Source organism: Dehalococcoidia bacterium, from assembly GCA_041653995.1.
Taxonomy (GTDB): Bacteria; Chloroflexota; Dehalococcoidia; order GIF9; family UBA5629; genus CAIMUM01.
Genome location: JBAZEK010000011.1, coordinates 1 through 19,594 on the forward strand (window position 1 = coordinate 1; position 19,594 = coordinate 19,594).

34 protein-coding genes are annotated in these 19,594 nt (G+C 53.7%); all 34 read right to left on the bottom strand.

What is annotated here, in order from left to right; all coding sequences use genetic code 11:
- Positions 1 to 106 precede the first annotated feature (106 nt).
- The 34 genes from WC359_13205 to WC359_13370 all read right to left on the bottom strand — a co-directional run bounded on the left by WC359_13205 (position 107) and on the right by WC359_13370 (position 19,226).
- Positions 107 to 475 (bottom strand): hypothetical protein, encoded by a 369-nt coding sequence (locus WC359_13205; protein ID MFA5401400.1) that lies wholly within the window; start codon positions 473 to 475, stop codon positions 107 to 109.
- Positions 476 to 488: 13 nt separating this feature from the next.
- Positions 489 to 821, bottom strand: coding sequence for a helix-turn-helix domain-containing protein (locus WC359_13210; protein ID MFA5401401.1), 333 nt, complete (start codon positions 819 to 821; stop codon positions 489 to 491).
- 9 nt (positions 822 to 830) lie between these two features.
- Complete coding sequence (locus tag WC359_13215) at positions 831 to 1,235, bottom strand: hypothetical protein (GenBank protein ID MFA5401402.1); 405 nt, start codon at positions 1,233 to 1,235, stop codon at positions 831 to 833.
- Positions 1,228 to 1,434, bottom strand: a complete 207-nt coding sequence (locus WC359_13220; GenBank protein ID MFA5401403.1) for a DUF2997 domain-containing protein — start codon at positions 1,432 to 1,434, stop codon at positions 1,228 to 1,230. Before WC359_13220 ends, WC359_13215 begins: the two co-directional genes overlap by 8 nt.
- A 3-nt stretch (positions 1,435 to 1,437) precedes the next feature.
- Positions 1,438 to 1,908: a DUF1257 domain-containing protein gene (locus WC359_13225; protein MFA5401404.1), complete on the bottom strand. Its 471-nt coding sequence runs from the start codon at positions 1,906 to 1,908 to the stop codon at positions 1,438 to 1,440.
- 61 nt (positions 1,909 to 1,969) lie between these two features.
- A complete protein-coding gene (locus WC359_13230; protein ID MFA5401405.1) occupies positions 1,970 to 2,257 on the bottom strand; it encodes a hypothetical protein in 288 nt (95 codons plus the stop codon).
- Between the two features lie 23 nt (positions 2,258 to 2,280).
- Positions 2,281 to 2,505 carry a hypothetical protein gene (locus tag WC359_13235; protein ID MFA5401406.1) on the bottom strand — a complete coding sequence of 75 codons (225 nt, stop codon included), beginning with the start codon at positions 2,503 to 2,505 and terminating at the stop codon, positions 2,281 to 2,283.
- Between the two features lie 87 nt (positions 2,506 to 2,592).
- Complete coding sequence (locus tag WC359_13240; protein MFA5401407.1) at positions 2,593 to 4,185, bottom strand: AAA family ATPase; 1,593 nt, start codon at positions 4,183 to 4,185, stop codon at positions 2,593 to 2,595.
- 67 nt (positions 4,186 to 4,252) lie between these two features.
- Positions 4,253 to 4,675 carry a hypothetical protein gene (locus WC359_13245; GenBank protein MFA5401408.1) on the bottom strand — a complete coding sequence of 141 codons (423 nt, stop codon included), beginning with the start codon at positions 4,673 to 4,675 and terminating at the stop codon, positions 4,253 to 4,255.
- Between the two features lie 11 nt (positions 4,676 to 4,686).
- The gene (locus tag WC359_13250) at positions 4,687 to 5,793 is read right to left on the bottom strand and encodes a hypothetical protein (GenBank protein ID MFA5401409.1); all 1,107 of its coding nucleotides are present in this window, start codon (positions 5,791 to 5,793) and stop codon (positions 4,687 to 4,689) included.
- 3 nt (positions 5,794 to 5,796) lie between these two features.
- Positions 5,797 to 6,027 carry a PsbP-related protein gene (locus WC359_13255; protein MFA5401410.1) on the bottom strand — a complete coding sequence of 77 codons (231 nt, stop codon included), beginning with the start codon at positions 6,025 to 6,027 and terminating at the stop codon, positions 5,797 to 5,799.
- 102 nt (positions 6,028 to 6,129) lie between these two features.
- Positions 6,130 to 6,396 (bottom strand): hypothetical protein, encoded by a 267-nt coding sequence (locus WC359_13260; protein MFA5401411.1) that lies wholly within the window; start codon positions 6,394 to 6,396, stop codon positions 6,130 to 6,132.
- Positions 6,389 to 6,601, bottom strand: a complete 213-nt coding sequence (locus WC359_13265; GenBank protein ID MFA5401412.1) for a hypothetical protein — start codon at positions 6,599 to 6,601, stop codon at positions 6,389 to 6,391. Before WC359_13265 ends, WC359_13260 begins: the two co-directional genes overlap by 8 nt.
- Before the next feature lie 3 nt (positions 6,602 to 6,604).
- The gene (locus tag WC359_13270; GenBank protein ID MFA5401413.1) at positions 6,605 to 7,072 is read right to left on the bottom strand and encodes a hypothetical protein; all 468 of its coding nucleotides are present in this window, start codon (positions 7,070 to 7,072) and stop codon (positions 6,605 to 6,607) included.
- Positions 7,073 to 7,075: 3 nt separating this feature from the next.
- Positions 7,076 to 7,489, bottom strand: coding sequence for a hypothetical protein (locus tag WC359_13275; GenBank protein MFA5401414.1), 414 nt, complete (start codon positions 7,487 to 7,489; stop codon positions 7,076 to 7,078).
- Positions 7,490 to 7,493: 4 nt separating this feature from the next.
- Positions 7,494 to 7,667, bottom strand: coding sequence for a hypothetical protein (locus tag WC359_13280; protein MFA5401415.1), 174 nt, complete (start codon positions 7,665 to 7,667; stop codon positions 7,494 to 7,496).
- On the bottom strand, positions 7,664 to 7,996 hold the full coding sequence (locus tag WC359_13285) for a hypothetical protein (protein MFA5401416.1): 333 nt from the start codon (positions 7,994 to 7,996) through the stop codon (positions 7,664 to 7,666). The genes WC359_13280 and WC359_13285 overlap by 4 nt, the downstream gene beginning before the upstream one ends.
- A complete protein-coding gene (locus WC359_13290) occupies positions 7,996 to 8,238 on the bottom strand; it encodes a hypothetical protein (GenBank protein MFA5401417.1) in 243 nt (80 codons plus the stop codon). Before WC359_13290 ends, WC359_13285 begins: the two co-directional genes overlap by 1 nt.
- Positions 8,239 to 8,342: 104 nt before the next feature.
- Positions 8,343 to 9,371: a hypothetical protein gene (locus WC359_13295; GenBank protein MFA5401418.1), complete on the bottom strand. Its 1,029-nt coding sequence runs from the start codon at positions 9,369 to 9,371 to the stop codon at positions 8,343 to 8,345.
- Positions 9,372 to 9,427: 56 nt separating this feature from the next.
- Positions 9,428 to 9,871, bottom strand: a complete 444-nt coding sequence (locus WC359_13300; protein ID MFA5401419.1) for a hypothetical protein — start codon at positions 9,869 to 9,871, stop codon at positions 9,428 to 9,430.
- Positions 9,872 to 9,882: 11 nt separating this feature from the next.
- Positions 9,883 to 10,074 carry a hypothetical protein gene (locus WC359_13305; GenBank protein MFA5401420.1) on the bottom strand — a complete coding sequence of 64 codons (192 nt, stop codon included), beginning with the start codon at positions 10,072 to 10,074 and terminating at the stop codon, positions 9,883 to 9,885.
- Between the two features lie 57 nt (positions 10,075 to 10,131).
- Positions 10,132 to 10,662: a hypothetical protein gene (locus tag WC359_13310; GenBank protein ID MFA5401421.1), complete on the bottom strand. Its 531-nt coding sequence runs from the start codon at positions 10,660 to 10,662 to the stop codon at positions 10,132 to 10,134.
- A gap of 240 nt (positions 10,663 to 10,902) precedes the next feature.
- The gene (locus tag WC359_13315; GenBank protein ID MFA5401422.1) at positions 10,903 to 11,925 is read right to left on the bottom strand and encodes a DnaB-like helicase C-terminal domain-containing protein; all 1,023 of its coding nucleotides are present in this window, start codon (positions 11,923 to 11,925) and stop codon (positions 10,903 to 10,905) included.
- Positions 11,922 to 13,037 carry a hypothetical protein gene (locus WC359_13320; GenBank protein ID MFA5401423.1) on the bottom strand — a complete coding sequence of 372 codons (1,116 nt, stop codon included), beginning with the start codon at positions 13,035 to 13,037 and terminating at the stop codon, positions 11,922 to 11,924. Before WC359_13320 ends, WC359_13315 begins: the two co-directional genes overlap by 4 nt.
- Positions 13,030 to 13,482 (bottom strand): hypothetical protein, encoded by a 453-nt coding sequence (locus WC359_13325; GenBank protein MFA5401424.1) that lies wholly within the window; start codon positions 13,480 to 13,482, stop codon positions 13,030 to 13,032. Before WC359_13325 ends, WC359_13320 begins: the two co-directional genes overlap by 8 nt.
- A 261-nt stretch (positions 13,483 to 13,743) precedes the next feature.
- Positions 13,744 to 13,929, bottom strand: coding sequence for a hypothetical protein (locus tag WC359_13330; protein MFA5401425.1), 186 nt, complete (start codon positions 13,927 to 13,929; stop codon positions 13,744 to 13,746).
- Positions 13,926 to 14,228, bottom strand: coding sequence for a hypothetical protein (locus WC359_13335; protein MFA5401426.1), 303 nt, complete (start codon positions 14,226 to 14,228; stop codon positions 13,926 to 13,928). Before WC359_13335 ends, WC359_13330 begins: the two co-directional genes overlap by 4 nt.
- Positions 14,229 to 14,291: 63 nt before the next feature.
- Complete coding sequence (locus WC359_13340; GenBank protein ID MFA5401427.1) at positions 14,292 to 15,170, bottom strand: PriCT-2 domain-containing protein; 879 nt, start codon at positions 15,168 to 15,170, stop codon at positions 14,292 to 14,294.
- Positions 15,171 to 15,280: 110 nt separating this feature from the next.
- Positions 15,281 to 15,511 carry a hypothetical protein gene (locus WC359_13345; GenBank protein ID MFA5401428.1) on the bottom strand — a complete coding sequence of 77 codons (231 nt, stop codon included), beginning with the start codon at positions 15,509 to 15,511 and terminating at the stop codon, positions 15,281 to 15,283.
- A gap of 11 nt (positions 15,512 to 15,522) precedes the next feature.
- Complete coding sequence (locus WC359_13350) at positions 15,523 to 15,834, bottom strand: hypothetical protein (protein MFA5401429.1); 312 nt, start codon at positions 15,832 to 15,834, stop codon at positions 15,523 to 15,525.
- Positions 15,835 to 15,846: 12 nt separating this feature from the next.
- A complete protein-coding gene (locus tag WC359_13355; GenBank protein MFA5401430.1) occupies positions 15,847 to 16,227 on the bottom strand; it encodes a hypothetical protein in 381 nt (126 codons plus the stop codon).
- Positions 16,220 to 18,514 (bottom strand): DNA methyltransferase, encoded by a 2,295-nt coding sequence (locus tag WC359_13360; GenBank protein ID MFA5401431.1) that lies wholly within the window; start codon positions 18,512 to 18,514, stop codon positions 16,220 to 16,222. Before WC359_13360 ends, WC359_13355 begins: the two co-directional genes overlap by 8 nt.
- A 7-nt stretch (positions 18,515 to 18,521) precedes the next feature.
- Positions 18,522 to 18,878, bottom strand: coding sequence for a hypothetical protein (locus WC359_13365; GenBank protein ID MFA5401432.1), 357 nt, complete (start codon positions 18,876 to 18,878; stop codon positions 18,522 to 18,524).
- A 144-nt stretch (positions 18,879 to 19,022) separates the two neighbouring features.
- Positions 19,023 to 19,226: a hypothetical protein gene (locus tag WC359_13370; protein MFA5401433.1), complete on the bottom strand. Its 204-nt coding sequence runs from the start codon at positions 19,224 to 19,226 to the stop codon at positions 19,023 to 19,025.
- Between the last annotated feature and the right edge of the window lie 368 nt (positions 19,227 to 19,594).

The window sequence follows — 19,594 nt, forward strand, 5'->3', positions numbered from 1 at the left end:
CCGCAGAGAGTTGTGTTTGCATCGAGCGTCCAATGCCAGTGCGTGAAATCAAATCCGCGTGGCGCAAACCTGTTCCGTCGTATCGCCCATCGTACTGCGTGTCCTGTCATAGTCGTCCGCCTAACACGTTTTTATCCCGCCAAGTCCAGAGCGGCAACTGCTCGAAGTCGCTGAACTGCCGGGCGGCTTCGGTTTCCATTGCCCTGACTACCAGCGCCAGGGCGACAATCCGACTACGAAGACTAGCGGTATACCGGCGCACGTCCTCTGCGGATGTAGCCAGGCGATAGCCGCCGTTTTCATCGGCGACAATCAAGTGACCTTGTAAGCGCAGTTCGGCAACGGCTTTTCGCATATCCCGGTCAGACGTGACAAATCTATACGCCAGATACCCGCGAGAGAATTTGCGAGTGGGATAACGTTCAAAAATAGCCTTAATGTCTTCCGCAACTGTCAACACTTTTTCGTCTTCCATTATAGCACGCCCCTTATGCCGTCTCAATCCTACCCGCGCCGAACTGCTGCAACGCTGCTTGGTGCATTGCCTGGTCGGTGCGGAGCAGTACCAGCATTGCCGGAATAAGCGTTGTGGTGCGCCATTCCTTTACCTCTGCAAATGACGACGCTAACCAGCACCCGCGCTCGTCTTCGAGAATCAACCAGCCTTGCAAGCGCAGTTCTGCCAGTAGTTCACCAACGGTCTGCCGCTCTACGTTTACCATCTGCGCTATCTCCTGGCGCGTACACGGCGCGTCAGGGCTTGCTTGTGATATTCGCATCGTGATAGCCTGTGGCGTGTCTGTGGACAAATCTTTTATCATAGTAAAATCTTAGCTCCTGTTGAGTTTATCGCGTATCAGTCTGACTACTACGTCCACTGCCGCCGGTGATAGCATCTCCGGTGAAAAGTGGAAGACGTGATAGCCGAGCATTTCTGCAAAATTGTGACGCTCTAAATCTGTGTCCTTGTTGTGATGTCCTACCACCACGCACCGATTCAGGCGTGGTGACCATTGTGCCATTTTCTTGCCGCCGTCCACTTCGACGGCGATCTTAAGAGCCGGGATGCACCAATCGAAGCGCCATTGCCTGCCGAGCAACTTGCGGGCGAACTGAAATTCCCCGCCGTGTTGCTTGTCGCGGGTTTCCAAGTGGCGCAAGTCGGGCGGGCAGCACGCAGACCAGAGCGCGATCCAATCGGCGGCCCGGTCTGCGTGCCGCGTTCTTTTAGCCACGCGCCGCCACCTTGCCGGTAACGCCCTGCTCGCGGCGCTGCTTGCGATTCCAGCCGTCCGTGTGTTCTTCACTCTCTACCGTTCCGAGTGCGTCCAGGGCAGCGGCTAAAGCCTCGCAGCCTTCACCTTGTACCCCTTGCACTTCCACGGCCAGCTTGCCGGTCTTGTCAATCGTAATATGCAGTTCGTGCGATTCCATAGCCTATCTCCTTACCGTCGCCACTTGGCGGGTGGCGGTTGAACGTGTGGTCTGCCGGGTAGCCGTGCGGCGGGTGGGGCGGGCAATCAGCTTGATTGTACCGTCGGCTTGGCGCTGCTCGGTGACGGCATACCCCTGGGCGGCTAACGTCTTGAGTGTGGCTTTGTAGGTGTAGCGTTGCGCCAGGTCGTTGAGGAACGCTTGCACTTTCGGGCGACCAATATCCAGGTCGTCGATGACAATGGTATACACGCCGTCGCCTTTAGCCAAGCCAAAATCACCGTAGTACCAGCTATCAGACTGCCGGTTACGTTGAATCCGCATCGCCACTGGGACGCGCTCGCCGTTGTACATCTGGGCGTGCGTTGCTCCGGTCAACGACTGAAAGCCCTGTGCTTGTGCGGCTTCGCGGAACGCCTCTTCCAGACACTCCGCATCTCGATATTCTGTACGAATCGTTTTCTTGTGGCTCACTGTATTCTCCTTTCAGTCCAGTTATTATTATAACCAAAATCGCAGCGCCGTTGTAACAAGTTTAGAAGAATGATGTGGAAACTTCTACCCCTGCTTCAAGCTGCTTATCGGTATAGTTTACAAAGAATTCGTTACCGCTAACCATTCCGGTTTCGGCAAATTCTACTTGGTCGGCTACATTGATGATAAGCAAGAATCGTTCACCCCGACTGCGTGGGAAAACCAAAATGATCTCGCCAAATTCAGCCTCGGCAATGTGAGTACAGTTACCACCTGTGTAGTATGCCTCTAATGAGGCGGCAACTAGTTTTGAATGTGAATTATCATACTTGCGAAATTGAAGCTCCATTGCTTTCTCCTTTTAATCGTTAATCAGCAATACTGTTCCATTCTCTCGGCATTAAAGCCGTCGCGGTCAATCTCTCCGATGTTTGCCAGGTATTCGAGTGCGTCACTCATTTCGTGCCAGTCTAGGTTGATTCCCCAAACGTCCTGCATTTTTCGGGTCATCGTCATCGCGTCGAACATACTGCCGTGATAGAGCTTTATGAAGTCTCTACAAAGTACTTGCTTTTGGTGTCTATCCATTTTTATCATCGTGTCAACTCCTTGATTGTAAAGTTATCCTGTTATTATTATAACCAAAATCGGGCGCACTTTGTAACAAGTGCGCCCCGGTTTCCTTTACATTTCCAACGCCCGGCGGCTCTCACGGACTACCTGCTGCTGTACTCGTTGGGCGCTACTGGCAGACTTGGCGCGGGTGGCCCACTGGCGCATCGCTTCGATCTGCTCGCGCATCGTCGTTACCAGTGGCACAGTCTCGGCGGCGACTTGTAACAGGTCGGCAGTGTCGATGTCCCGGTGTTCGGGGAAGGCTCGCCACAAAGCCTGTTGCACGGTTTCTTCCACTTCCGCGCCGGTGAAGTCTACCATTGCCTCGGCTACGGCAGCAATGTCAAAGTCGGCGGGGTTGCGCTTGGCCTTGTGCAGGTGAATGTTGAGGATTGTGGCGCGTTCCGTAACAGTGGGCAGGTCTACGAAGAACTTCTCGGAGAAGCGCCGGATCAGTTCTGGGCGCAGCTTGCCGATGTCGTTAGCCGTCGCAAAGACAAACACGCCAGAGCCGGTGTTTTCTTCCATCCAGGTGAGGATGCTGCCAAGTACGCGAGAGCTTGTGCCGCCGTCCTGCTCGCCGCCGCCGCTACCGAGTGCCTTCTCGATTTCGTCAATCCAGAGGATGCACGGCGCAACGGCGCGGGCGATCTTCAAGGCGTCACGGGTCTGTTCCTCGGACTGCCCGACCAAGCCGCCGAACAGTGCGCCCACGTCCAGGCGCAAGAGCGGCACGTTCCAGAGACGCGATACCATTTTAGCGGTCAGGGACTTCCCGCAACCGGGGACGCCCACCGCGAGCACGCCCCGCGCCGGTTTCATCCCGTAGGCTTGCGCGTCCTGAGTATTCGCCATTCCAGCCGCTTGCAACCAGCGCTTCAAGTTGTCCAGCCCGCCTACGTCCTCTATCCCGATTTGCGCGGGGAAGAATTCGAGTGCGCCAGACTCGCCGATGATCTCGGCCTTAGCTTGGATGCAATAACTGATTGCTCTTTCGTCCAGTTGCCCGTTCGTGATGACGGCTTGCGCTAACACTTGGTCTGCCTCGTTTGCCGTCAAGCCTTGCAAGGCGCGTACCAGTTGCGCCCGTCCACCGTTGAGGCGATCACTCACGCCCTGTTGGTCAATGAATGTGTCGATCTGCGCTTCCAGTTCGGTATTGTCCGGTAGCGGCCAGTCGATGACTTTCAGATCCTTGCGGGCGTCTTGCGGAACAGCGACGTGCGGCGACAAGAGGATCACCGTCTTTTTCTGCTTAATCAGGCTTTCCGCGCAATCGCGTAGACTGCGCAGCACTTCCGGGGCGTTGAGGTACGGGTGCGCGTCCTTCAAAACATAGATGCCGTCCGGTGCTTGTGTAGCGATGTTCTGCAAGGCGAGAAACGCTTCCACGTTCGGCTCGACGTTCGGTTCGGTGACCAATACACTGTCACCAGTAAAGCATTGTGCGCCGTCAATCTTCTCCGCTTTGGTCAGTACACGGAACAAGCCCTGTGAGACTGTCCAGACGAACAACTGCTTATGTTCCTTGTGCGTGCGGGCAGCTTCCAGAACAATCATATCAATGATGCTATCCATAACGCGGGTAGACTCCGCGCTATTGATAGCGATAATCGGGCAGCGTGCCCGTACCAGTCTGTTCAATTCCTGCACCTTGTCCATTCGTTCACTCCTTGATTATGGGTTATCCTGTTATTATTATAACAAGAATACCTGCCGCTTTGTAACATCACAATTCCAAGAATCCGGCCCGCGTATGCTTGACGCGGCCAGTTGGTAGCGGTTCGGGTTCGGGCGGTAATGGCTTGACGGCTGCGCGGGTTTCCGGCGGTGACTGCCAGCTTTGGAGACGTGGAGCGCCAAGAGAAGTCGGTAGCCACGCTGGAAATGTTGACAGGTGCGCTTGCAGTTCGTAGCCTCTCTGCGTGCGCTTGTTGGCAGCATCGACAACTTTGCTCATAGCGATACTGAGAGCCGTGCCGGTATAGTCAGTCTTGGACGAAAGCGTAGCATTGTGGTACTGTTCCCACTTGCCCCACTTTAAGATGACTTGGTAGACACCGTTCTCGCTCATCATCTGTATCACGTAGGCGGCATCCTTGCGCCCGGCGGTGTCTTGTGCCCGGTAGACCAGTTCGGCTTCGATAGGCATTGCCTTGCTCCTTACAATTCCAGATAGGCGGCGCGGGTGTGTGTAACCCGTGTGGCTTTCAGTTCGTCCAGTTGCGCCGTGACGACGCTCTGCAACTGGTGCAGGTTGGCGACTAGTTGCCCGTCGCGTTGTTCGCTGCTCGATGTCTCGGCCAGGCTCTTGGCCTGTTCGATCAGCCCGCGAATCTCCGCATCTTCCAGAAACTCACCACCCAAGTAGCGCATCAACGTAGGGAAGTTCCGTGCCACGTCCAGGGAACGACCCCGGAATTGCCCGTTCTTGTTGTAGCCGTCTAGCAAGGTCTTCGTCCCTTCGGCGAGTTGCGCGAACAACTGACCAAGCAGTTCACGAACGGCGCTGGTACTGTTTTCCAGTTCGGCGCGGGCGCGTTCGTTTTCCTCTTGCCAAATGGCGCTACGTTCGGCACTATCCGGCATCGTTGTAATGAACAATACGCTCGTTTGATAGTTGGCGAATATCTTGCTCTCGATGTCCTGTTCGGTGGGGATTGCCGCCATTGCCTGCGCTACGACCCATTCGATGTACCGTTGGCAGTCATCCGGCCCGAACGTGTTGCCCGGCACGCTTATGGCTGTTCCGTAGGCGTAGCGGGCTTGCAGTGCATCCCAGTTCTCGCGGGCGCGTTGTTCGTAGTATTGCCGGTTCTGCTCACGGATGTTCGGCAGTTCCACAATCGCATCGGCCTTGATCTGGCGGCCCAGGGCCATCAGCTCATTCCAGCGCGTCTTGAAGTCTTCATAAGCGGAGTACAACAGGAAGCGCCACGAAGCGGAAGCAGTCAAGGCGTCTACGCTTTCCAACTTGCTGGCGTAGCGGATCGCAGCTTGCCGACACTGTGCGCCCCAACTGTTGAGCCGGTTGTCCAACTGCGCGTCGATGATCCGACGGGCGCTCTTGGCCTTCCCTTCGAGTGAGTCGGTCTTGATGCCCAGTTCCTCGAAGCTCAAGGCGCTGTTGAAAAGCCCAGTCCCGTGAACGTGGATGCGGACAAGCAAGCCACGTTCGAGCAGGCGTTGCAAGTCGAGCGCGACAGTGTTATTGACAAACTCGCCAGTTTTCGCGCTGGCGGCTTCTCTACGTTGCATCGGTGTAGTCATCGGTTATGCCTCCGTTTTCTCTCTGGTAAAGGTAACCGTCACCATTGCGGTGTCATTGTAGATGATTGGGGAAAAGTAGATCGAGCTTTCAAAGCCATCTTCGCGTAACTGCCACCATTCCTGAGGAAACTCGAAGGCGTAGAATTCTTCTTCGATATTATCGGTGTATGTCTGGAACTCGATTTCAAAAACGTATTTCTCGATTTGTGTGTAGGTCTTGCTTACCGTTTCCATTGCCTTCGCTCCTTACTAATCACTTATGTTTATCCTGTTATTATTATAACAAAAAACGCCAGTCGTTTGTAACAACTGGCGTTATATTCATAACAGATTAACCTACAGCAGATTAGGCGGGATGCAGTTCACTAACGGCGGCGAGCATTTGCCGGTACGCCGTTGCTCCTGCGCCCGTATCTGATAGAACTCCGCAATCAACACGGCGATGACGAGCATTAGCATATCTTCCAGATCGTAAGCGCCTTCGGTATAGGCCTGCAGTAGTGCGCCGATACCGGGATGTACCGCGCCGAACGCTTGCAGGTCTTCCAGTGAGGGGATCGTCATAATCGAAATGTCGGGCAAGTCGCCGATGATTTTAGCCATTGCCTTGCTCCTTTACTTGTTTGTCGTAACCGTCCGCGACTGCTAACAATTCAGCTTGGATGTACCCGAAACTGAATAGCGCGTCAATCCAGGCTTGTGTCTGTGTTTGTGAGTAGAGATACTTTTCCAAGGCTTGCAGTTCTTCACGCAGACGCTCTGCACGATATTCCGAGGCCGTAACAGGGACAACTTGTATGTGTGTCATAGTCTACTCCTTCCTCTTTTCATCCCATAGTTGACCGAGGCGCTCAAGCTCATTCATCACTGCTTGGTTTAGACGCTGAATCTCAATAACAGCTTCTTGAAGTTCTTTGCGCATATGTCTGCTAAGTTTTTTGGTTTCAAGACTTCTACGCATCCACTTCAAGCGATTATCCAGCACTGTTTCTACTGGGTCTTCTTCTACTGAAATGACCTCTTCTCCATCATAGATGTATTCTCCGATACCAAACTTATCGGCAAAAAAGGCACAGAAAGCCCATCCCCAACATAGACTAACATCACTATGATAATTAATACCGAAGGCAAAGCAGTGTTCATCATTTGAATAGGCAAGGTCAGTGGTCGGTGCGGCGCGGACAACATTCTCAATAATTCTAGTATGTTCCTCGAAGAAAGACATAACCTCATCTAATTCCGCCTTACTTCTCAAATTGATATAAATTGAATATCCCATAGCCTACTCCTGCCACGAACTGTCGGCGAATTCGAGCATTGCCGTTTCCGGCGCACAGTGGTTACAATAGCCTTGCCAGATCAACGGGAAGCGGTGGTCGCGCACGTTCACCGGCACATTCACGTTTTCATCATACCACGCTTGCAGCGCTGTCGTCGCGGCTTCCTCGGTGATGAACTGTAGCACCCACCCGTCCAGGCTGATGCACTGGCGGGCCAGGCGCACCGCATACGGCTTGGTTGCGTCAACGGCGGCATAGAACACGCCGTGACAGAAATCGGCTTGCCAGGTGACGTGGCCCGGTAGCGGGCGGGCGGCGTTGAAGATGACGTGACTCTCGGTAAGTTGGATGTTGCCGGGTACAACCTGCGGATAGCGGTTGATCTGCAAGTGGCGGACATTACATTTTAGGTTCATAATGCTAATGCTCCTTAGGCATAGGTTCATTTGTGGGTACAAGTTCTCCGTCATCGTCGCATAGTCCCCACGTTGACCATACCGTGCCGCCGCGAGTTTCCACCTCGGCAATCAAGGCATTGACCAATTCTTGCATACGCTCATCTACCCCGTCGATGTAGCCTTCAAACTTTATCATAGCACTCCTTCTTCCAGCATCTTGACTTCGACTTTCACGGCTTCATCGTGGCCGTGATACACACCCGGCAGGCGTTGGTTGTCTGACGCTCGCCAGAGGCTAAACTCGCACATCCAGCGCCGTGTCCAGTCGCTCACCTTGCCGCGACTGCCGAACATCCAGCGCAGCGCCTTGAACGCATAGCGCAAGAGGACGTTATCCGGTAGCACGTAAGCGCCGCGTTGGTCGGCGACAGTCACGCCCACGTTCCGCATATCCGGCTCGGCGTTGCTGTGATAGATGACTTCGATCTGTCCGGTAGTGGTTATAGTGATGACGGCTGGATGCATTAGGCTTCTCGCTTCCAGAAGTGTTTATATAGCACGCTTCCGAGTTCCACAAGAACTTCATCACGACGTTCTGCGGTTACGGTTACGCTGTCCAGACCGGGGTAATGTCCGCAACGGAATTGTGCAACTGCTTCCCAACAAGCCAGATTGTCAGGCTTGCGCACGATGATCCTAAAAACGTGTGGTTCAGTATTGAGTCGTAATACTAACTGGCTATCGTGTTCATAAATTGTCTGTTCCATTGCCTTGCTCCTTGTTGGTTATGTTTACATCCTGTTATTATTATAACAAAAATCGCACGGCGTTTATAACAATGCCGTGCGATTTTGGTCGGCGTTCGTATCTCTTACAGTTGTGCCAGGGCAATGCTCAGGCGGGTCGCCTCCTGTTCGACGCTCGACTGACCGGAGCGCAAGGTGTTGATTGTGGTATGCAGTTCAGCAGCAGCCTTGACGATCTGCGCTACCTTCCAGGCGTTATTGAGCAACGGCTTGGGTGTGGCATCCCACACGGTAGAAAGCTCATTCCACGCCCGGCTCCACTGGTTGTAAGCGTCGGTCATATTCTGAGCGGCGGCTTGCATCTGCGGGACGGTCTGCGGCGCGTTCGGCGCTTCCGGCAGTTCGTCAGGCGGTTCTTCATAGGCCGGTGTTTCGTCGGTCACGTCCGCTTGCGGCGCGGCGTTCTTCCAGGCGATAGCCCAGGCTTCGTACTCCGGGTAGCGGGCTTCGATTTCGTCGGCCAGATCATCGCCGACGAAATCGCGATCCGCGTCGAAGTCGGCATCCAACAGGAGCGGCGTCGCCATAGAGCTTTTGCTACCAGTGCCGCGTTTCTCCATTGGGCCAGCGTACAGTCGCACGCCAAAGAACATTGATCCGAGCGCCCCTTTCGTGGCGTGATTGACGCGCAGCCGGTGCGCCTTGACTGCCTCGAAGAAGTCCTTCGTCGCCATTCCGGTCAGCGTGAGCATCACCGGGCCAAGCCAGGAAAGCTCTTGGTTGTTCGGGCTGGCATAGCCCTTGACGTAAAGCAGGGCTTGCACCTTGCCGCGTGCGCCGTCTACGTAAGCCTTATGATACTCGGCGCGTCCACTGACATCGTAGGATACCCACGAAAAGCGCGATGTGATGATGACACATTCCAGTGTCGGGATATACAGCGCGGCGTTCTGTTCGCCGGTGTTGAAGCTGAACGTCGCCGGGACTGCGCCGAGCGGTGTGCCGTTGAGGTAATTGACTTGTTCCTCAATCATCACCGCCCCGCCGCGATCCGGTAACGGGGCCAACTGATTGGCCTTATTTGCCCACTGAATGAACGGATAGGCGGGCCGTTGTTCTTGAATCTTCGATTGGCGATTCTGCCAGTTACTCATAGTCTGTTCTCCTTGTCTTTTTATGATAGTAATGCTTTAGCTTGTTGGTCTATGCGTTAGCGTGTTTTACTCGGTACGATCCCTACCTCCTTCAGTAAGTCCAGCCCGCCGACTAACGCCAGGACAGTCGCGGCCACGTCGTCAGCACTTGCGCCTTGTCGGGCCGTGACGTTGATCGGTGTCCCTTCGGCGGTGTAGACCGTCACCCAGGCGATAGCCTGTGCCTCGTGGTGCTTGGCCGGTTGCGGCTGCAAACCGTCGAGCGTGAGCATATCACGGCGCGTGGCGTAGTTGGTCAGCGCGTACAAGGCGGCTTCCAGATCGCCGTCATAGTCACTCACTTTTTCGACTTCGCCGAGCGCCGTCAGTACATCGCTCTGGTCAAGGTTCAGCTTGCCGACACGGGCCATAAAAGCCTTTTGCGCCGCATCGTTAAAAATCCAGTGCGCCGGTACTTCCACTTGCGGCGCTTCCGCTACGTATTGTACTTTGTCTTCCATAGCTCACTCCTTTACATCAACGCACCGGGGTGTGCCAGCGCGTAACGATCAGAGAAGTTGTCGCCGTCATCGTCAGGCAGTGGATAACCGAAGTCCAGTGGGTTGTCGGCTTGTCCGCAGTTGTCAACGTTGAAGTACATCCGCGCTTCCGCATAGTCGGCGGCGGCGGTCATTTCGCTGTAGGTCATATTTTCGTAGTCCATTACTTTGCTCCTTGTCTATCGTGTCTCTATATTATTATAACAATAATGGGGGGCGCTTTATAACAGCGCCCCTTCCAGTTGTGTCCGCAGGTTCTTGACGATTCTCGATACCTGCATCGGGTACATCCCCGTCATTCGGGCAATCTCGCTGGCCTTGTAGCCGTCGTACAGATACCCGGCAATCGCTTGGCTTTCGGCGTCCAGTCCGGCGACGATCTGGCGAACGGTGCTCATTAGTTCGTAGTCTACGGTGGTGGTCATCTGCGCGAGCGTGTCGGCGTAGTCGAGCTTGCCTTCATCGTCATCGCCTTCCATTGCTACGTCGTAGCTAACGGTGGTCTTGCCGTGCTGTTCCTGGTACGTATGGTAGAGCTTGGAGAAGGTATTGCGGGTGTTATTGCTGGCGGCGATGAGCAGGTAAGCCGGGCCTTTGGTTACAATATCGGGGTTCTTGACGGTGGCTTCCAGCGCCTGCACGACGATCTCGTTGTAGGCGTCCTGGGCTTCGCATCCAAACTGGCGGGCGATTGCGTGCGCTTGCTTCCAAATCCCGGCTTCGTGAATCCCGTAAACTACTGTATTTTCCATTGCTCTGGCTCCCTGTTGTTCGTGTTTCTTTGTTTTTACTATTATAAGTATTATAACATATAATCCTAGAATGTCAATAGTTATAACAGTATAAACGGGCGATTTTTAACACGAATTTCCAAAGTCGTTTTGGCGTTGCGTAGTACTGTAGTACTACTCGCGCCAGTCGAACGTCGCGCAGGCGGCGACGAAGACGACGACTAGAAACAGGCCGATGATAATGGTGTTCATTGCTTCTCCTTATGCGCCATTGCGCTGAATGTCAGTAATGAGGAAGCGTGCGCCGTGCATATACTGTTGGAAGCTACCGCAGCGCCCCATTGTGTTTTTGTCGATCTTGACGTTGATGACTGGATTCTCCGAGCCGTCACGGTGTAGCAGGATAACGATATTGGCCTTCTCGGTTTTCTCACCAGCGCCACGAATACCGCTGCGGTCTAAGTCTTCAAAGTTGGCTTGCTTGGCGCTCTTGTTCAGTTGCGCCAGGAGCAAGGCCGGGCGTTCGATAGCCTCGGCGGTACGCTTGACGGTTTCGACGGCATCGGCTTCTCTGGCAAACGGGTTACTACCATAAGTCTTTAACTGCCGTTCTGACGGCATCGCTTTTTCCAGATAGTCGATGATGAACACGTCGCAGATTCCGGCGGCGGTCAAGGCTTGCACTTCGGTCATTGCCTTTTCCATTGTCCAGCCTGGAGTATGCACATAGGTAATGCTACCCGGCCATTGGCGTAGGCGTTCGTTGGCGGCGTGATAGGCTTGCTCTTGTTCCGGTGTGAGCAAGCCGGTCTTTAGATCGCGGCGCGGGATGTTGGCTTGGCGGGCCATCCGGCGGTCTAGCATCAGGCTTCGGTTTAGTTCGAAGTGGATAAAGACCACGTTCAAGCCGCTATACGCCCAGTGCTCGGCCAGGTTCTCTGCGTACATCGTTTTACCGCCACCATCGGCAGCGCTCAACACGGCCAGCAGGCCAGGGTCTAACGGGTCAAGTACGGCGTTCCACGAAGGCCACGGCCACGTCAAGACGCGGCGTTCTGCTTCCGGCAAGCTGGATTGTGCGGCGCGTTCTTGAATGATCGTGTCGTAAGTCTCGAAGGTTTGTTCCCATAACAGCCGCGCCTCCGGGTCACCGGCGCTCAGTTTGTGCAACTGCTCGCGTAGCCAGTGATGCAGTTCCTCCGGCCCTGCGTCGGCATAGATGCGCCGGAACAGTTCTTGTCCGAGTACCATATAGGCTTCGACTTGCGGGCTATTGTAAGTCATACGTATTCCTCCACTTCTTCTAATGTCCCGTCTGAATGGATTAAGGTTATTTTCTGCAATTTCTTTTCGTGCGGCATCTTCACGCCCGGCACGTTCCCGGTATAGATCGCCGTCGCCGTCTTGAGGATGCTGTTCGGGTTGGCTATGGTCATCTTGCCGCTACGCAGGTGGTCTACCGTCAGGCAGATGAGCTTTTCGGCGCGGGCGGCGTCCCATTCGCACAGTTCGGCAATCTCACGCAACGGCGACCACCATAACGACCCGGCGGCTTTCTTCTCTCTGGCGGTCTTGCTATGCGGCGGCGGCAGTTTGGTCTTGGCGCAGAAGTGCGCTTCCAGTTGGGCGCGGATCGCGTTCTTGTTCGGGCCGGCTGGCTTCGGCGGCGCGGCAGGAGCGGCGGGCGCAGGCGGGTCGTCGAATAGGGTGGCAATCTCCGCTTGGCAGTCTACGCTTATAGCGACGGGTGGGTAGTCTTGTTCCACGCTCTCAGGTGGCAAGCTTCCCTCTTGTGCAGGTGTCTCGTGCTCCAAGTCTGAGGGGGCGGGCGTATGCGCTGACGGAACGTCAGCAAATGTATTTTCTTTATTCTTTGGAGTAATCTCTGCGTTAATCTCTGTATACGTCCCTAATTCTAATGGCATACCTGTGCCATTAGAATTGCATAGGGGTGTATTTATAATCTCAGAGGGGTATGTAAGTTCTTTCAATCGCGCCACATTCAGGCCGATATAAAGTACGTTATTTATCGCTTGCCCGTGTGGTTTTATAGTCCTAAACTCTAAGTCGATCACGCCCTTGTCCTGCAAGTTCTTTATTGCAGCCTTGACTTGATTTTTGGTGAATCCGAATTCGTCAGCAAATGAGGTGTAGGAGCGTTGTAGTTTATCAGCATCGAATTTGCGATGATGTCCTGTTACGCCTCCGGTAGGTTCGTTGCGTTCCTCAGTGGGGCGATACCAGTAGACTATCTCAGAAAGTAAGGTCACGGCAATGGCATCTGGCTTGCCGTTCTCGTGGGTAATAGATTTGTACCATTGCGGCGGGGTTACGTTTCCAGTGAGGCTAAAGGATAACATATCAATCCCGGTTTGTGTCAACGGTTTTTTACTCATTGTTTTCTCCTATTATGCCTAGATGTGCACGGATGGCAGCATCTAAACTCTTGAAGTCATACCACTTAGAACGATGCTCGATGTTGTATTCGTATGCGATTTCTTCAATGTCCAGAAGTGAAAGGCCATAGTCTGAGTACATCAGCCTAACTTCTGTCAGGGTTTTACAATGCTCGTTCTTGGGAACACTCTTGTTATGTCGTGGTGCAAATTCCCATATATAACGCGCCTCAACTGTACTCAGGTCTTCGTCTTTAACTGGAAGCACGCAATAACTATCAAACATTTTTTCGTCAGCTACTATGTGCTGGCTGATGCGCTTCATTACATTGTCAGACTTTCCAACATAGACAATCTCGTTGTCTTTGAGCAGGAAATAAATACCACGAATCAAAGTTCTATTTACTCGATAGCTTGCCCAACGTATTTCTTCTATTGTTAGCATACTTTTACACTCCTAAGTAGAAACAAAAAACGCCCACTTTCTCAGAACGGTTTGACGGCTCGCGGGGTATGTTATGCGCTTTGGCTTACGCAAAACAGCCGCAAACCGCCCTGAGAAAATAGGCGTTTGCTTATCTACCCCGCAACTTGTTAAAGTCTTGGCTTCATCGGGATTGCCAGTCCCTCTGCCTCAACTATCTACATTATAACATACTTTTCATTCTTGCAACAGTGACTTTCCGTTTTGGCAGGTAAACCATTACTAATATAAAATCTTAGGCGGTTGTATTTCTAGTTCTTTAGGATGCTCGTCTGTTTTTGGCTTTGCGTTGTTTGTTTGAAGGTCTGCGCCAAGCATACATACCCGACTTTGTAGATGACCGAAATTATCTGGCATTGCCATTTTGCGTAACCAGGTATATTGTCCGGGCCTATCTGTATATGTCATTTTGTGAATCCTCCGTGGCCGTCATAGTACGGCATCCCTATGGCCTCTCCAATAGCCGCAAGGCCGGACTTCTCGCCTACCAGACGGTCGTAGTTTTCGCCAGTCTGTAACTCACGGCGGAAGTATGAGCGGCGTTGTGTTTCGTCGCTGTAGACAATCCATACCTGAGTATCGTCGCTAACCGCTTTGCCTGCTTCTGTGCCGACGTAAACCGGGGCGGCGTTTTGCGCGAGCGGGTTGCTCAGATAAAAAACGGCATTGCCGTGTAGGTTGCCTTTGCGTACTGTTGCTGTTTCCATAATTCACTCCTTATTATCTGTCCTCTTACTATTATAACAAGAATGGGAGCGAGTTTGTAACCCTTACCCCGTCGTCACCCTCTGCCAGCCGTGGTCTTTCGCCAGCTTGAACAACGTTCCAACCGTCACCGGCGAGCCGTTATACTTCCCGAAGCCGCGCCACTTGCGCTCGACTTCGCCGGGCTTTCCGTCGGCCCACTGTTCGGCTAACGTCAAGCCGCCGTCGCCTAGTTCGTGGTGTAACGCCAGTAGCACGGAAAGCCATTCGTCGTAGTCCACGCTCCACGGGTCGATGTGTGACAAGGCATCGGTGATCGTGCGTTCGTCGGCGCTGCCGGGTGTGAAGGTGGTATGGCTGCGCTTACGTTGCGCCAGGCCGGTAGTCTTGTAACGTTGGATCAGGTCTTTCACCAGAGAGAGCGGCAAGGTATTTCCAAGCCATTCCATTTCACACGCGCCGGGCTTGCCGCCATAGAAGAAGCGCACCGGGTCTTTGCACTGCCGGTCGGCGGTGCCGAATATCCACAGCAGGCTTGCCGCCGCCAGGGTATAATTCGCCGGCTGGAAGATAGGCGTATCGAGCAGGAATAGGACGCGGGCGCGGGGCTTGTCGGGCGTATGGCTCGGTGTGGTGTAGACAATGGCGGCATACTTCTGGATGAACGGTTCTTTGAGCAATACGGGGATAGAGCTTTGGCGGTCTTCGGTGTCGAAATCGAGGCCCAGGTGCTGGCCGCACTGGTAGTTCTCGGTCTTGCGCCATTGCGGATTGCACCACGTTGTTATTGGCTTGCCGTCGTACAGTTCGGCGGCGATCAGGTCGCTAGGCAATTCTTGATTTTGAAATGAGCCGTTGAACGTTGTCCAGTAGGGAGAGCCGGGCGGTATCTTGCCGGATTGCGCTGGGCCGATAGCGACTTTATATAACTCTGAGGATTGCATACTACCTCCAATGGTAAAACACAGAACAGCGGTAACTCTATTATATAACACCTTCGCCGGTTTTTAACGGTGACTTTCGGCGCTCTCGGTAAACCGTTACTAATATAAAATCAATGCTCCTGTAGCTCCTGCTCGATACGCTTCAACGCATACGCCGCGCCCCACAAGTCACGCACGCGCACGTCGCGGTCAGCGCCGTCACAGCGGTAGTCTACGGCGGCAAGCAAGGCGCGGGCGGTGCTGCGTATAGTGAGTAACCGGCGGCTAAGCCACGTCTTGAAGTCAATGCCAGCCTCGAAGCCGTCAATCGCTGTTTGCCATTCCCTTTCCAGTTCGTTCATAGCACTCCTTTTTATTCCACGAATGGCAGGTACTCCCGTTGCAAGTGCGCCAGACATTGCCGACAGATCGGCACGCCTTCCGGCGGCGCGTCGTAGTATTGCGGCTGTAGGTCGTGCGCGTGCTGCGCTCCGCTGCGGTGATAGCCGATGCCGTTGGTCTCGCTGCGTGATTTACCGCTACCGCATAGCGTCTCACCGTTACACTGGAACAGCGAGTCCGAGCGCTTGACGAATTCCGGCGTGGCGATGTGGGCGAAGTGGTCAGTCGCATAGGCATCGGGATAGTAGACGAACTGCGGATTCTTCCAGGGTATGTTGGTCATTGTCATTCTCCTTCAATACGGCGCGTGCAATGCCGGCAGCACGCGCTCGATCTGTGCGCCGCGCCCGACGGTGCGCCAGCGGTGCGCCGTCGCGAAGTCCACTTCCACGATGATATTGTTGCGCCGCATCCAGGCGCGGGTCGTGGCATCCCCTGCGCAATCGACGACCAGGAACGACTCGACGCGCCCGTTATGGCGCAAATACCAGACGTTGCCGATTTCGTTGCAATCCAGCACGGCGATATACCCGTCTGTCGGTGGTAGCGTGGCGGGCAGGGGCATCGCCGTGCGATTGGCTTGCCGCACGCGGATCACGGACTCGGCCTTGCCCGGCGCGTATTGCGAAGCGATACCGGTACTCAGGATGAGGATAACGGCGGCGAGATTAGCCATTGTCCACCGTCTCCATAAAATCAAACAACGTCGGCGTGCGGCTTTTGATTTCAGCAGATTGCAGATTCTTTACCGCCGTATCGAAGTAGGACGGCTTCAATTCTATGCCGATAGCCTTGCGCCCAAAGCGTAGCGCCTGGTATGCCTCCGAGCCGATGCCCATAAACGGCGTCAATACAATCTCTCCGGGATTCGAGTATAGCTTGATGCAACGTTCGATTGTGCCAAGCTGTAACGGGCAGATGTGTTTTTCGTCGCCTTCAGCGCGGGCGGCCTGGTATTGCAGCGTGTCAGATTCTGAGATACCTAACCAGATACCATTGGCCCATTCTATCCAGGTTTCGTTATCCAGTTCGCCGCGTGATACCGGGTCAATGGGCGTTTCGTTGTCTCCGGGCTTTTTGAAGATGAGCACCTGGTCAGCGATTGCCGGGCGGCTGTCTGAGGTGTCCTTGCGAATCTGGACAAAGAGCAAGCCTTTCGCCTTTGTACGGATGGCTTGTGCTCGTGGATTCTTTTGCACAAAAGCACGCCCGAAAAATACCCACCCGGCATCCTCGTGTGCTTTGATAACGCGGCCAGGAAAGTCCTTCATCCCGATGAAACCGTCACGACTAGCCATTGCCGGGATGTCACTGGTATGCACGCAAGACAAGCGGCCCGGCTTGGTAACGCGCAACAGTTCACGGATGATGAATTCATAATGCTTGAAGAACTCCTCACTGCCGCGACTATTGCCGAGATCACGCGGGGAATTTGAATAGGTGAACAAGTCCTCGAATGGCGGCGAATAGACTGAAAGCCCAACTGATTCATCTTCCAGTTCTTGCAGGTGTTCACAACTATCGCCAAGCATTGCCGTCCAGCCGTCGCCGGTTATAGTATTCGTTTGGTAGGTGTTGTCTTGCACTTCCATCGCTCTGATTTCTCCTTCCTCGTATTTTCTGATTTGATTGATAAGGCCATCGCGCAATCTCCGGGCCATTGCATCTTTGCGCTGTACGTTGGCCCAAACTTCCGCAGATAGGCTTGACATAATCACATAAACATTGACCGGATATTTTTGCCCAAAGCGCCATTCACGTCGAATAGCCTGATACCATTCCTCCCAGGAATCGTTCGTTCCGAAAAAGACCATATTGTGTGCATTCTGGAAGTTCATCCCGAAACCGCCGATCTTAACCTTTGTGACCAGAACGCGAATCTTGCCGTCTTGAAAGTCCTCAAAGGCCTGCGCTTTGAATTCGGGTTCTTGTGTCCCTTTTACTTCAATCGCGCCGTCACATACCTGCATGGCGGCGGTGCTTTCCTGGTCAAGCCCACACCATACAATCCACTGTTCATCGTTGCCGTTCACCAGTTTGTGCAGTTCTTCGAGTCTGAATTCTATGGTATTACGTCGCGCGGAGGCCCGATCAGCGATGCCTTTTAATCCGGTGAAGAACAACTGCCCGGTGGGTGCGGATTCAATACAATCGGCATCGACAAATGACGGCCTGTGAATAGTGAGAGAGGGTAATAGAAAGCCATTATCATCATAGCCGAGGTCGCTTGGCTTGGTCATCATCACGGCCCAAGAGGAAAGCCACTCAAAAAAGCGTTCTTCAGCGTGGTGCTTGAGTCGCCATTCCTGCCCGCCTTTATTACTGCCCTTGCGGATGAAGGCGTTGCCATTATCGTCGAAATAGGTATGTTCGCGGTTGGCATTGACAAAGAACTCTCCGAGCATTTCGCTGTGTGTGCAGACACCCAGGAATTCGGCGTGGTTGCCGATTTCTGTTTCGCCATTTGGAGCCGGAGTCGCCGTGCAGGCCATTCTGTATTTTACATTCTGGCATACGTTGGTCAAATAGCGGCGCGTCTTACCACCGATAGCCTTGAGGATACTGGATTCATCCAGCACTACCGCGCCGAACGTATCAATATCGAAATGGCTTATCATTTCATAGTTGGTGATGAAGATTTGCCCGGAGTCTATTTCAGATTGCTCGCGCACGTACTTGACTGGAATATCAATCTTCTGTGCTTCGCGTACCGTCTGACGAGCGACTGATAGCGGTGCAATAATGAGCGTCTTTTCTCCGAGCAGCCGCGCCCATTCCAGTTGCACGAAAGTCTTTCCTAGTCCGGTGTCAAGAAAAATGGCGCAGCGCCCTTTCCTGACTGCCCACTTCACTACGTCTTTCTGGAATTCAAACAATACTCGATGTATCGCTGATTTGGTAACGTCGATGCCGGTGCTGGCGTGTTTGCGTATTTTTGTTTTAAGAAAGTCCTGATAGTTCATAGTTGCCTCAGGCCACGATCTTCAACGCCACTGACGGCGCGGATTGCGTGAACGGCACGTCCTTGATTCCGGCGGCTTCGCAGATTGCCCGGTAGTCGTAGATGACTTTGCGGTGTTCATCGCGGATAGCCAAGAGGTGCAAGGCTTCCATAGTCAAGTCGCCAGCTTTACCGAGCGCTTCGCCAAACGCTTCATCATAAGCGTAGCTCTTGCGCCCGGCTGAGTAGGTGGCCCTGACGTTGCCGACTGTCTGCGTCTTGCCGATAGCGAGCACGGCTTGCTCGATGTCCATTTTCAACAGGTCGGCTTTCGCTTGCGCTTCCTGCCATTCCAACATTTTCTTGGCGAGTTCTGTAGGTGTCATAGCATTCTCCTTATCATCATAAAATAAAGGGGCGTATCACCCGCGCCCCTGGTTTTGTGTCATCCTCATAACACATTTAATCACAACCAACATCCGCGCCCTGGTGACAATGGACATTTCCGTTATGCCAGTCGCGGGACAGTGCTAATTGTCGCAGGTCTCGTTAGCGAAGTCGTTACACGTCCACACGCTGCGGTTACTGTCGGCGGCGCACTCGTTATAGACGCGCTGCCAGCAGGATTCGTCGGTGTCGGTGGTCGTGGTCGTATCGCCGTCGGTATCAGTACAGGCGAGCATCAAGGCGAACAGTACCAGGATAATCAAGATTGCGGTACGTTTGTTTTTCATAGTCACTCCTTTGGATTAGATTCTGCCGTCCTGTCGTCTAGCCTGCGGCTCCGCGCTTTTTCCGTTTCCGGTAGAGATTGCGCCCCTTGTCACGGTAAGGATAGCAGATGTTAAAGATGCCGGTTTTCTTGGCTACGTTGATCTGGCAGACGAATTCAAAACCGGTAAAAGTGTCCTGCTCTTATTATTATAACAAAAAAACACCCGACTTTGTAACAAACCGGGTGTTAGCAGGGTGTTACCCGTCTAGCTTCCGGCTTCGTGAATTGCGCCGATAGCCTGATAGTCGGCGGCATAGTCCTCGGCTTCCTCGGCGTCTAACAGCCGCGTACCCCGGCGAGCTTGTGCAGCATACGGCTTCCCGTCTG

Bases quoted from the DNA above. Each gene is read 5' to 3' on its own strand.
- WC359_13205 (MFA5401400.1), bottom strand. From the start codon at position 475: ATGGAAGACGAAAAAGTGTTGACAGTTGCGGAAGACATTAAGGCTATT.
- WC359_13370 (MFA5401433.1), bottom strand. From the start codon at position 19,226: ATGAAAAACAAACGTACCGCAATCTTGATTATCCTGGTACTGTTCGCC.
- WC359_13295 (MFA5401418.1), bottom strand. From the start codon at position 9,371: ATGAGTAACTGGCAGAATCGCCAATCGAAGATTCAAGAACAACGGCCC.
- WC359_13270 (MFA5401413.1), bottom strand. From the start codon at position 7,072: ATGGGATATTCAATTTATATCAATTTGAGAAGTAAGGCGGAATTAGAT.
- WC359_13365 (MFA5401432.1), bottom strand. From the start codon at position 18,878: ATGACACCTACAGAACTCGCCAAGAAAATGTTGGAATGGCAGGAAGCG.
- WC359_13350 (MFA5401429.1), bottom strand. From the start codon at position 15,834: ATGACCAACATACCCTGGAAGAATCCGCAGTTCGTCTACTATCCCGAT.
- WC359_13340 (MFA5401427.1), bottom strand. From the start codon at position 15,170: ATGCAATCCTCAGAGTTATATAAAGTCGCTATCGGCCCAGCGCAATCC.
- WC359_13300 (MFA5401419.1), bottom strand. From the start codon at position 9,871: ATGGAAGACAAAGTACAATACGTAGCGGAAGCGCCGCAAGTGGAAGTA.
- WC359_13285 (MFA5401416.1), bottom strand. From the start codon at position 7,996: ATGCATCCAGCCGTCATCACTATAACCACTACCGGACAGATCGAAGTC.
- WC359_13255 (MFA5401410.1), bottom strand. From the start codon at position 6,027: ATGGAAACGGTAAGCAAGACCTACACACAAATCGAGAAATACGTTTTT.
- WC359_13330 (MFA5401425.1), bottom strand. From the start codon at position 13,929: ATGACATATACAGATAGGCCCGGACAATATACCTGGTTACGCAAAATG.
- WC359_13310 (MFA5401421.1), bottom strand. From the start codon at position 10,662: ATGGAAAATACAGTAGTTTACGGGATTCACGAAGCCGGGATTTGGAAG.
- WC359_13315 (MFA5401422.1), bottom strand. From the start codon at position 11,925: ATGACTTACAATAGCCCGCAAGTCGAAGCCTATATGGTACTCGGACAA.
- WC359_13220 (MFA5401403.1), bottom strand. From the start codon at position 1,434: ATGGAATCGCACGAACTGCATATTACGATTGACAAGACCGGCAAGCTG.
- WC359_13320 (MFA5401423.1), bottom strand. From the start codon at position 13,037: ATGAGTAAAAAACCGTTGACACAAACCGGGATTGATATGTTATCCTTT.
- WC359_13240 (MFA5401407.1), bottom strand. From the start codon at position 4,185: ATGGACAAGGTGCAGGAATTGAACAGACTGGTACGGGCACGCTGCCCG.
- WC359_13305 (MFA5401420.1), bottom strand. From the start codon at position 10,074: ATGGACTACGAAAATATGACCTACAGCGAAATGACCGCCGCCGCCGAC.
- WC359_13265 (MFA5401412.1), bottom strand. From the start codon at position 6,601: ATGACACACATACAAGTTGTCCCTGTTACGGCCTCGGAATATCGTGCA.
- WC359_13275 (MFA5401414.1), bottom strand. From the start codon at position 7,489: ATGAACCTAAAATGTAATGTCCGCCACTTGCAGATCAACCGCTATCCG.
- WC359_13360 (MFA5401431.1), bottom strand. From the start codon at position 18,514: ATGAACTATCAGGACTTTCTTAAAACAAAAATACGCAAACACGCCAGC.
- WC359_13235 (MFA5401406.1), bottom strand. From the start codon at position 2,505: ATGATAAAAATGGATAGACACCAAAAGCAAGTACTTTGTAGAGACTTC.
- WC359_13325 (MFA5401424.1), bottom strand. From the start codon at position 13,482: ATGCTAACAATAGAAGAAATACGTTGGGCAAGCTATCGAGTAAATAGA.
- WC359_13355 (MFA5401430.1), bottom strand. From the start codon at position 16,227: ATGGCTAATCTCGCCGCCGTTATCCTCATCCTGAGTACCGGTATCGCT.
- WC359_13245 (MFA5401408.1), bottom strand. From the start codon at position 4,675: ATGCCTATCGAAGCCGAACTGGTCTACCGGGCACAAGACACCGCCGGG.
- WC359_13250 (MFA5401409.1), bottom strand. From the start codon at position 5,793: ATGACTACACCGATGCAACGTAGAGAAGCCGCCAGCGCGAAAACTGGC.
- WC359_13345 (MFA5401428.1), bottom strand. From the start codon at position 15,511: ATGAACGAACTGGAAAGGGAATGGCAAACAGCGATTGACGGCTTCGAG.
- WC359_13280 (MFA5401415.1), bottom strand. From the start codon at position 7,667: ATGATAAAGTTTGAAGGCTACATCGACGGGGTAGATGAGCGTATGCAA.
- WC359_13290 (MFA5401417.1), bottom strand. From the start codon at position 8,238: ATGGAACAGACAATTTATGAACACGATAGCCAGTTAGTATTACGACTC.
- WC359_13335 (MFA5401426.1), bottom strand. From the start codon at position 14,228: ATGGAAACAGCAACAGTACGCAAAGGCAACCTACACGGCAATGCCGTT.
- WC359_13230 (MFA5401405.1), bottom strand. From the start codon at position 2,257: ATGGAGCTTCAATTTCGCAAGTATGATAATTCACATTCAAAACTAGTT.
- WC359_13210 (MFA5401401.1), bottom strand. From the start codon at position 821: ATGATAAAAGATTTGTCCACAGACACGCCACAGGCTATCACGATGCGA.
- WC359_13260 (MFA5401411.1), bottom strand. From the start codon at position 6,396: ATGGCTAAAATCATCGGCGACTTGCCCGACATTTCGATTATGACGATC.